We start from the raw sequence: 7252 nt of genomic DNA, 5'->3' as shown, positions 1-7252 counted from the left end.
AGGCCGCCCGGGCGGCCCGCAGCGCGTCGTCCTCGTGCAGGACGGGAATGCCGAAGACGGCGAACACGGCGTCCCCGATGAACTTCTCGACGCTGCCCCCGTGCGAGGAGATCACCTCGCGGGCGGCGCTGAAGAACCGCCACATGACCTGCTGCAGCGGCTCGGAGTCGAGCTGCTCACCGATGGCCGTGTAGCCGGTGACGTCGCAGAACAGGATCGTGACGGTCTTGCGGGCGCCGATCCCGAACGTGGGCTGGGGAGTACCGCAGGAGAAGCAGAAGCGTGCTTCGTCCTGATTGGCCTTTCCGCATGTCGGGCAGGCGACCATGTGCCGGATCGTAGGCCGGAGAACCGCCGTACGGGACAGGATGGCGATGTCAGTCGTTTCCGGTGATCGTGATCTGTCCCACAGTCGTGAGTGACGCGTCCCGACCCGGTCACTCCTGGTTCATGACAGTCGGAAAATCCCGGCCGGCGCCCGCCGGGCCGATCGTTCTTCCCGCGCGCCGCCGTGCCCCGCCGGCCGGCGCCCAGGCCGCGTCCGACGGATGTTCGACCGCGGGTGGCGCCCGGACGGCCACCCGCATCGACCAACATCCGTCTGACACGGCCTAAGCTGGACGGTGTGGCGGCTGGACATGCAGGACACGGGTGTCTAAGAGCCCATGCCGCAGCCCGTGCCCGAAGCGCAGCCCGTGCCCGAAGCGCAGCCCGTGCCGTCGCGGCGGTCGCGATGACGGCGCTCCTGCTGGCCGGCTGCGGGTCGGCCGGCAGCGACATCGAGATGTCCTCGCCGCGGGCCTCGGCCACGGGCCCCTCGGGCGGGCCGGGCGAACGTTCCGGGCCGCCGGCCGCGACCGGCGGGACGGGCGCCCCGGCCCCGGGCGCGCAGGACTCCCCGAAGGCGTCCGATCCCGCCGCGCCGGGCGGCCTCACCGATGCTCCGCCGGGTTCTGACTCGTCGCACTGGTCGCCCACGGTGTTCGTGGGTCAGCCATGCGTATCCGCGCGCGATGTCGCCCCGCGGCAGGCCATCAGCGGGCTGATCCTGTACTGCCAGCAGACGGACACGGGCCAGCCGCGCTGGGGGCTGGCCGGCCCGCCGCCGCCCGACCCGGCCGCTCCCGTGCCGAACGCCGAATGCACCGTCACCGACACCGGCCAGGTCGTCCAGGGGGCCAACGGACGTCCCGTGGTCTGCCTGCGCGATCCCGACGGCAACCTGCGCTGGGGCGACGTCTCCTAGGATCGCCGGCCGCCTCCCCGTCGCGGAAAGTGTCGCCAGCCATGGCATTCGCTGCGCAATGTCATGGTCCTGGCTCGCTCCGGCTTGTTGTTCCGGATTCCGCGCATCCGTACCAAGGATGGTTACCGGCGGGTAGCATGGGTATGAGTTACTGGCCAGTAGGAGTACGCCGGCCCCATCGGTGAGCACCGAGGCCGGCTCTTCCCCGGGAGACAGCCATGGGGCACTACAAGAGCAACCTCCGCGACATCGAGTTCAACCTGTTCGAGGTGCTGGATGTCGACAACACGCTCGGGCACGGCCCGTTCGCCGAGATGGACCGCGACACGGCCCACGAGGTACTCGCCGAACTCGACAGGCTGGCTACCGGCCCGATCGCCGAGTCGTTCACGGACGCGGACCGCAACCCCCCGGTCTTCGACGCCAGCACCGGCAGCGTCACCCTGCCGGAGTCGTTCAAGAAGTCCTACGCCCAGCTCATGGAAGGCCAGTGGTGGCGGCTGTTCGTGCCGCCGCACCTCGGGGGGATGGGCGCTCCGCCCTCGGTCGCCTGGGCCGCCTCGGAGCTCGTCCTCGGGGCCAACCCGGCGGTGTTCATGTACATGAGCGGGCCCACCTTCGCGGCGATCCTCGACCGGCTCGGCAATGCCGAGCAGAAGAACCTCGCCCGGCTCGCGATCGAGCGCCAGTGGGGCGCGACCATGGTCCTCACCGAGCCCGACGCCGGCTCGGACGTGGGAGCCGGGCGCGCCAGGGCGGTACCCCAGCCCGACGGCAGCTGGCACATCGAGGGCGTGAAGCGTTTCATCACCGGTGGTGACTGGGACGTACCGGAGAACATCTTCCACCTCACCCTGGCCCGACCGGTCGGCCACGGGCCGGGCACCAAGGGCCTGTCCCTGTTCCTGGTGCCGAAGTTCCTGGTGGACCCGAACACCGGCGAGCCCCGCGTGCGCAACGGCGTCTACGTCTCCAACGTCGAGAAGAAGATGGGGCTGAAGGTCTCCACCACCTGCGAACTGCGCTACGGCGAGCAGCAGCCCGCGGTCGGCTGGCTGGTCGGCGACGTCCACAACGGCATTGCCCAGATGTTCGAGGTCATCGAGTACGCCCGGATGATGGTGGGCACCAAGGCCATCGCGACGTTGTCCACCGGCTACCTCAACGCACTCGAGTTCGCCCGGACCCGGGTCCAGGGCGCCGACCTGACCCGGCTGATGGACAAGACCGCGCCGCGCGTCACGGTCATCCACCACCCGGACGTCCGGCGGATGCTGATGGTGCAGAAGGCGTACGCGGAAGGCATGCGGGCGCTTGTCCTGTACACCGCCACGATCCAGGACAGGATCGCCCTGGCGCAGGCGGCGGGCACCCGGGACGACCTCGCCGAACGGCTCAACGACCTGTTGCTGCCCATCGTCAAGGGCGTCGGCTCGGAACGGTCCTACGAGCTGCTCGCGACATCCCTCCAGGTCCTCGGCGGCTCCGGCTACCTGCAGGACTATCCGGTCGAGCAGTACATCCGGGACTCCAAGATCGACACCCTGTACGAGGGCACCACGTCCATCCAGGGGCAGGACTTCTTCTTCCGCAAGATCGTGCGGGACCGGAGCACGGCGCTGGGCACGCTGTTCGGCGAGATCCAGGCGTTCGCCAAGGGTGACGCCGGCGACGGCTCGCTGCGGCACGAACGGGAGGCCCTCGGCGTCGCGCTGGACAACGTCCAGTCGATGGTCGCCGCGCTGGTCGGCTTTCTCACCAGCGCGGCGGAGGATCCCCGCAACGTGTACAAGGTCGGCCTGAACACCACCCGGCTGTTGATGAGCGTCGGTGACCTCGTCATCGGCTGGCTGCTGCTGCGCCAGGCCGAGGCCGCGGAGAACGCGCTGGCGGCGCGGGGGACGGCGGGGACCCTGTCGGCGAAGGACCGGGCCTTCTACGCGGGCAAGGTGTCCGCGGCCCGCTGGTTCGCCGCGAACGTGCTGCCCGAGCTGTCCGCCCGGCTCGGCGTCCTGGCGGCCACCGACCTCGACCTGATGGACCTCCCCGAGGAGGCGTTCTGAGTGACCGGCAGCTGGTAGCCGGCTGACCGGTAGCCGGCTGGTAGACGGGTGGCGCGGGCAGGTGCCCCGTCCGCGCCACCGCGGGCCCGTGCCTGGCCCCGGGATGAGGTCGGCATCCCGAGGCCGGCCGCGTCCGTGCCTGTGCCTTTGTGCCATGGATCCGCGTCCGCGCGGATCGGTGCCCAGATCGTCGCCCGCGTCGAGCGGGATCTACGGGAAGTGTTCTCAGGATCTACAGGAAGTGTCCTAGGACGTGCGCAGCGGCGGGAAGGCCTGGTCCAGTTCGTTGCGCATGTCCCGCTTGAGCAGGTCGTCGGTCTCGGAGGCGCCCTGCCCCTCCAGGAGGAACCGCGCGACCCGCAGCGTCAGATCGACCCGTTCAGCGAGGTTGAGAGCACCGTTGAAACGTCCGCTGGAGCCTGCGGAGGTCAGGACCTTGGCGACGAACTCGTCCGCGGCCTGCAGTGCCTCCACGCGCGTCATGCGTTCCACCCCTTTGTGCCGGAAGCCGTACCGGAAGCCGTAAGCAAGGCGCAACCGTACCAGGCAAGCTTCTTCCTCCGTTGTCCACCCCATCCCACCCGCTTTGCTCTGGTTGGGATTCCTGCTCGCTCTGTTGTGTTCACGCCGGTGGATGGCTCTGGGGGCCCGGTCCGCTCGCCCGTTTGTGGCAAAAGGTATCATTTCGACTGCCTGGGGTCGCGGATCGCGGTCCTGGCGGGCTGCCCGTGCCGTCGTCGGTGGGTCAGTTCCAGGCGAGGGCCACGGCCGGGTCGGTGAGCATCCGGGCGGCGTCCGCGAGCACCCTGGAGCCGAGCTCGCCGTCGACGATCCGGTGGTCGAAGGTGAGGGCGAGCTGCGCCACTGTCCGGACAGCCAGCTCACCCCCGTACACCCAGGGCATCGGACGGATCGCTCCCAGCGCGAGGATCGCGGCTTCCGGCGGGTTGAGGAGGGGGGTTCCGATGTCGACGCCGAACACCCCGACGTTGGTGATTGTGATCGTCCCACCGCGCAGCGCCTCTGGTGTGCTCTTTCCGGCGCGGGCGGTGACGGTCAGCTCGTGCAGCGCGTGCGCGAGCTCGACGAGGCTCATCCGGTCCGCGTCCGCGATGTTCGGTACGACGAGCCCGCGCGGCGAGGCCACCGCGATCCCGAGGTTGACGTACTCGTGGACGGCGATCCGCGCGGGCTCGTCGCCGGCCGCGTCCTCCCAGCGGGAATTGACCATCGGATGGCGGCTGACGGCCGTCAGCAGTGCCTTGGCGACGAACAGCAGCGGGGTCACCCTGACGTCGGCGAACTCGGGCAGCGCGGCCAGCCGGTCGCGGGCCGCCATCGTCTCGGTGACGTCCACGCTGATGAACTCGGTGGCCTGCGGCGCGTTCGCCGCGCTGGTCACCATCGCCTGCGCGGCCGCCCGTCGGAGGCCCGTCACCGGGATGCGGCGGACCCGGTCCCGGCCGGCACCCGGGGCGGTGTCCGGGCTGGCGTCCCAGTGGGTGTCCCGGCCGGCGTCATGGCTGGCGTCCCGGCCGGCATCGTGGCCGTTCGTGAGTGTCCGGGCCGCCTCGACGTCGGCGCGGCTGATCGTTCCGTGCGGTCCGGTGCCGACGATCGTGCCCAGGTCGACACCGAGGTCGCGGGCGAGCTTGCGCACCGGTGGTTTCGCGAGCACGGCGACGGCCCGGGCCGGCCGCCGCGGCGCGTCGAGGCCGTCGGGCGGCCGTGGGCTGCCGCCCGCGTCCGCGCCCGTACCCGCCGGCCTTCCCCCGCCTGCCGGATCCGGCAGGCCTGTCCTGGTCGCCGGACCTGTCCCGATTGCCAGATTTATCCTGGTTGTCGGACCTGTCCTGGTTGCCGCGGCTGCCTCGTCCGCCCTGCCTGTCGGGTCCTGGCGTGAGCTCCGGCGCGCGGCCCGCCTGGACACCCCTGGCCCCCCGCGCGGGCCGTACCCGACCAGCACGGGCATCCGCTCGCCATCTCCCTCCCGCGAGCCGGACGCGGGACCGGACGGGTGACCGGACGCGGGATCCGAGCCGGGCGCGGCAGGTGTCTGACCACGCCGCCGCCGGCTCTCCGGAGCGGCCGGGCCGGCCGTGACGGGGATGGCGCCGCCCGCCCGGTGGGTGCCGTTGGTGCTGGATGCACTGCTTTCAGCGGCGGCATCCACGGTGCCGCTTCCGCTTCCGCCGGCGCTGGCGTCGGTGTCGACGGTCACCAGCGGCTGCCCCACCTCGACCGTGTCGCCCGGCTCGGCGTGCCGGACGGCCAGCACGCCCGCGAACGGGGAGGGCACCTCCACCAGCGCCTTGGCGGTCTCCACCTCGGCGATCGGCTGGTTGACGGTGACGTGCTCACCCACCTCCACCAGCCATCGGACGATCTCGGCGTCGGGCAGGCCCTCGCCCAGGTCGGGGAGCCGGAACTGCTCACGTGACACGGTGACCTCCAACTGGTGGCCGGGACGACCGATGACCGAGTGACGGCTGACGACCGGGACCCGGCCCTCCGGCATCACGCAGGCTGTCGAACGTTTCGCTGGTGTGGCCCGGTGGATGCCGGTCAGTAGTCGAACGACCGGTCCACGGCGTCGAGCACCCGGTCGACGTCCGGCAGGTAGTGCTCCTCCAGACGAGATGGCGGATACGGAGTGTCGTATCCCGTGACACGCAGCACTGGGGCTTCCAGCGAGTAGAACGCCTTCTCGGTGACCCGCGCGGCGATCTCCGCGGACAGCGACACGTTCGACGGCGCCTCGTGTACCACCACCAGCCGCCCGGTCCGCCGTACGGACGCGAACACGGGCGACAGGTCGAGCGGGGACAGCGTGCGCAGGTCGATCACCTCGAGCTCGCGTCCCTCCTCGGCCATGACGGCGGCCGCGTCCAGGCAGGTGCGCACCATCGGGCCGTAGGCAACCAGCGTCGCGTCCTCCCCGGTGCGCACGACCCGGCTGACGTGCAGCGGGGTGGCTGTCGACAGCGGCAGGCCGGTGGTCACCTCGGCCTTCTCCCAGTAGCGGCGCTTGGGCTCAAAAAAGATCACCGGGTCGTCCGCGGCGACGGCCTGGCGGATCATCGTGTGGGCGTCGACCGGGTTGGAGCACGCCACCACCTTCAGCCCGGCGGTGTGGCAGAAGTACGCTTCCGGTGACTCGCTGTGATGTTCGACAGCGCCGATGCCGCCGCCGAAGGGGATTCTGACCGTCACGGGCAGGTGGACCCGGCCCCGCGTCCGATAGTGCATCTTGGCCAGCTGGGTGACGATCTGGTCGAAGGCGGGGTAGACGAAGCCGTCGAACTGGATCTCGCACACCGGCCGGAAGCCGCGCATCGCCAGCCCGATGGCCGTCCCGATGATCGCGGATTCCGCGAGCGGGGTGTCGATCACCCGGTCCTCGCCGAAGTCGGCCAGCAGCCCGTCGGTGACGCGGAAGACCCCGCCGAGCCGGCCGACGTCCTCGCCCATCACGACGACCCTCGGGTCGTCCTCCATGGCCGCACGCAGCCCCGCGTTGAGAGCCTTGGCCAGGGTCAGCGTCGACGGCCCGGCCCCCATACCCCGCCGGAGCGACGCGGCCTCCAGGCCCCGCTGGGGTGACGCGGCCACAGCATCCTGCTGGCGCGATGTGGTCGCGGCGTCCCGCTGGCGCGACACGGTTGCGACGTCCTTCTGGCGCGGCATGGTCACAGCGCCTTCCGGACGCCGCGGGCCGCCGTCACGGCTACCGTCGACGCCGGCCGGACCACCGCCGCCCGGACCGTCGCGCCCGTCCGGACGGCCGCGGGTGGCCCACCCGGACGTTCGGCTCGCTGCGCCGTCCCGGCTGGTCGGGACGGCTCGTTCCGGTGCGCCTGCTCATTCCAGTAGGACGGTTCGCCCCGGTGGGACGGCTCGTTCCGGTAGGCCGGTTCGCCCTGCTCGGCCTCGGTGGAGCCGG

General features: G+C 71.2%; 7 protein-coding genes. 2 read left to right on the top strand and 5 right to left on the bottom strand.

Annotated elements, in window-relative coordinates:
* On the bottom strand, nt 1-328 hold a 328-nt coding region (locus tag AC5LSR_RS07365; RefSeq protein WP_493468279.1), incomplete at its 3' end, for an adenylate/guanylate cyclase domain-containing protein.
* Between the two features lie 405 nt (nt 329-733).
* Between AC5LSR_RS07365 and AC5LSR_RS07360 the strand changes: the two genes are divergently transcribed.
* Nucleotides 734-1246: a hypothetical protein gene (locus AC5LSR_RS07360; RefSeq protein ID WP_250293012.1), complete on the top strand. Its 513-nt coding sequence runs from the start codon at nt 734-736 to the stop codon at nt 1244-1246.
* Nucleotides 1247-1464: 218 nt separating this feature from the next.
* On the top strand, nt 1465-3309 hold the full coding sequence (locus AC5LSR_RS07355) for an acyl-CoA dehydrogenase (protein WP_250284502.1): 1845 nt from the start codon (nt 1465-1467) through the stop codon (nt 3307-3309).
* Between the two features lie 246 nt (nt 3310-3555).
* Here the strand turns inward: AC5LSR_RS07355 and AC5LSR_RS07350 are convergent, their stop codons facing one another.
* The 4 genes from AC5LSR_RS07350 to AC5LSR_RS07335 all read right to left on the bottom strand — a co-directional run.
* On the bottom strand, nt 3556-3792 hold the full coding sequence (locus AC5LSR_RS07350) for a hypothetical protein (RefSeq protein ID WP_250284500.1): 237 nt from the start codon (nt 3790-3792) through the stop codon (nt 3556-3558).
* 262 nt (nt 3793-4054) lie between these two features.
* On the bottom strand, nt 4055-5752 hold the full coding sequence (locus AC5LSR_RS07345) for a dihydrolipoamide acetyltransferase family protein (protein WP_250284498.1): 1698 nt from the start codon (nt 5750-5752) through the stop codon (nt 4055-4057).
* Between the two features lie 122 nt (nt 5753-5874).
* Nucleotides 5875-6870 (bottom strand): alpha-ketoacid dehydrogenase subunit beta, encoded by a 996-nt coding sequence (locus AC5LSR_RS07340; protein WP_250284524.1) that lies wholly within the window; start codon nt 6868-6870, stop codon nt 5875-5877.
* A gap of 128 nt (nt 6871-6998) precedes the next feature.
* On the bottom strand, nt 6999-7252 hold a 254-nt coding region (locus AC5LSR_RS07335; RefSeq protein ID WP_250284496.1), incomplete at its 5' end, for a hypothetical protein.

It is taken from the genome of Protofrankia sp. CiP1_Cm_nod4, from assembly GCF_982290645.1.
The sequence above is the reverse complement of the archived record's forward strand: the minus strand, read 5'-3'. Positions and strand labels throughout refer to the sequence as shown.

Excerpts from the sequence above, each read along its gene's own strand:
- AC5LSR_RS07360 (WP_250293012.1), top strand. The coding sequence starts at position 734 with ATGACGGCGCTCCTGCTGGCCGGCTGCGGGTCGGCCGGCAGCGACATC.
- AC5LSR_RS07355 (WP_250284502.1), top strand. The coding sequence starts at position 1,465 with ATGGGGCACTACAAGAGCAACCTCCGCGACATCGAGTTCAACCTGTTC.
- AC5LSR_RS07350 (WP_250284500.1), bottom strand. The coding sequence starts at position 3,792 with ATGACGCGCGTGGAGGCACTGCAGGCCGCGGACGAGTTCGTCGCCAAG.
- AC5LSR_RS07340 (WP_250284524.1), bottom strand. The coding sequence starts at position 6,870 with ATGGGGGCCGGGCCGTCGACGCTGACCCTGGCCAAGGCTCTCAACGCG.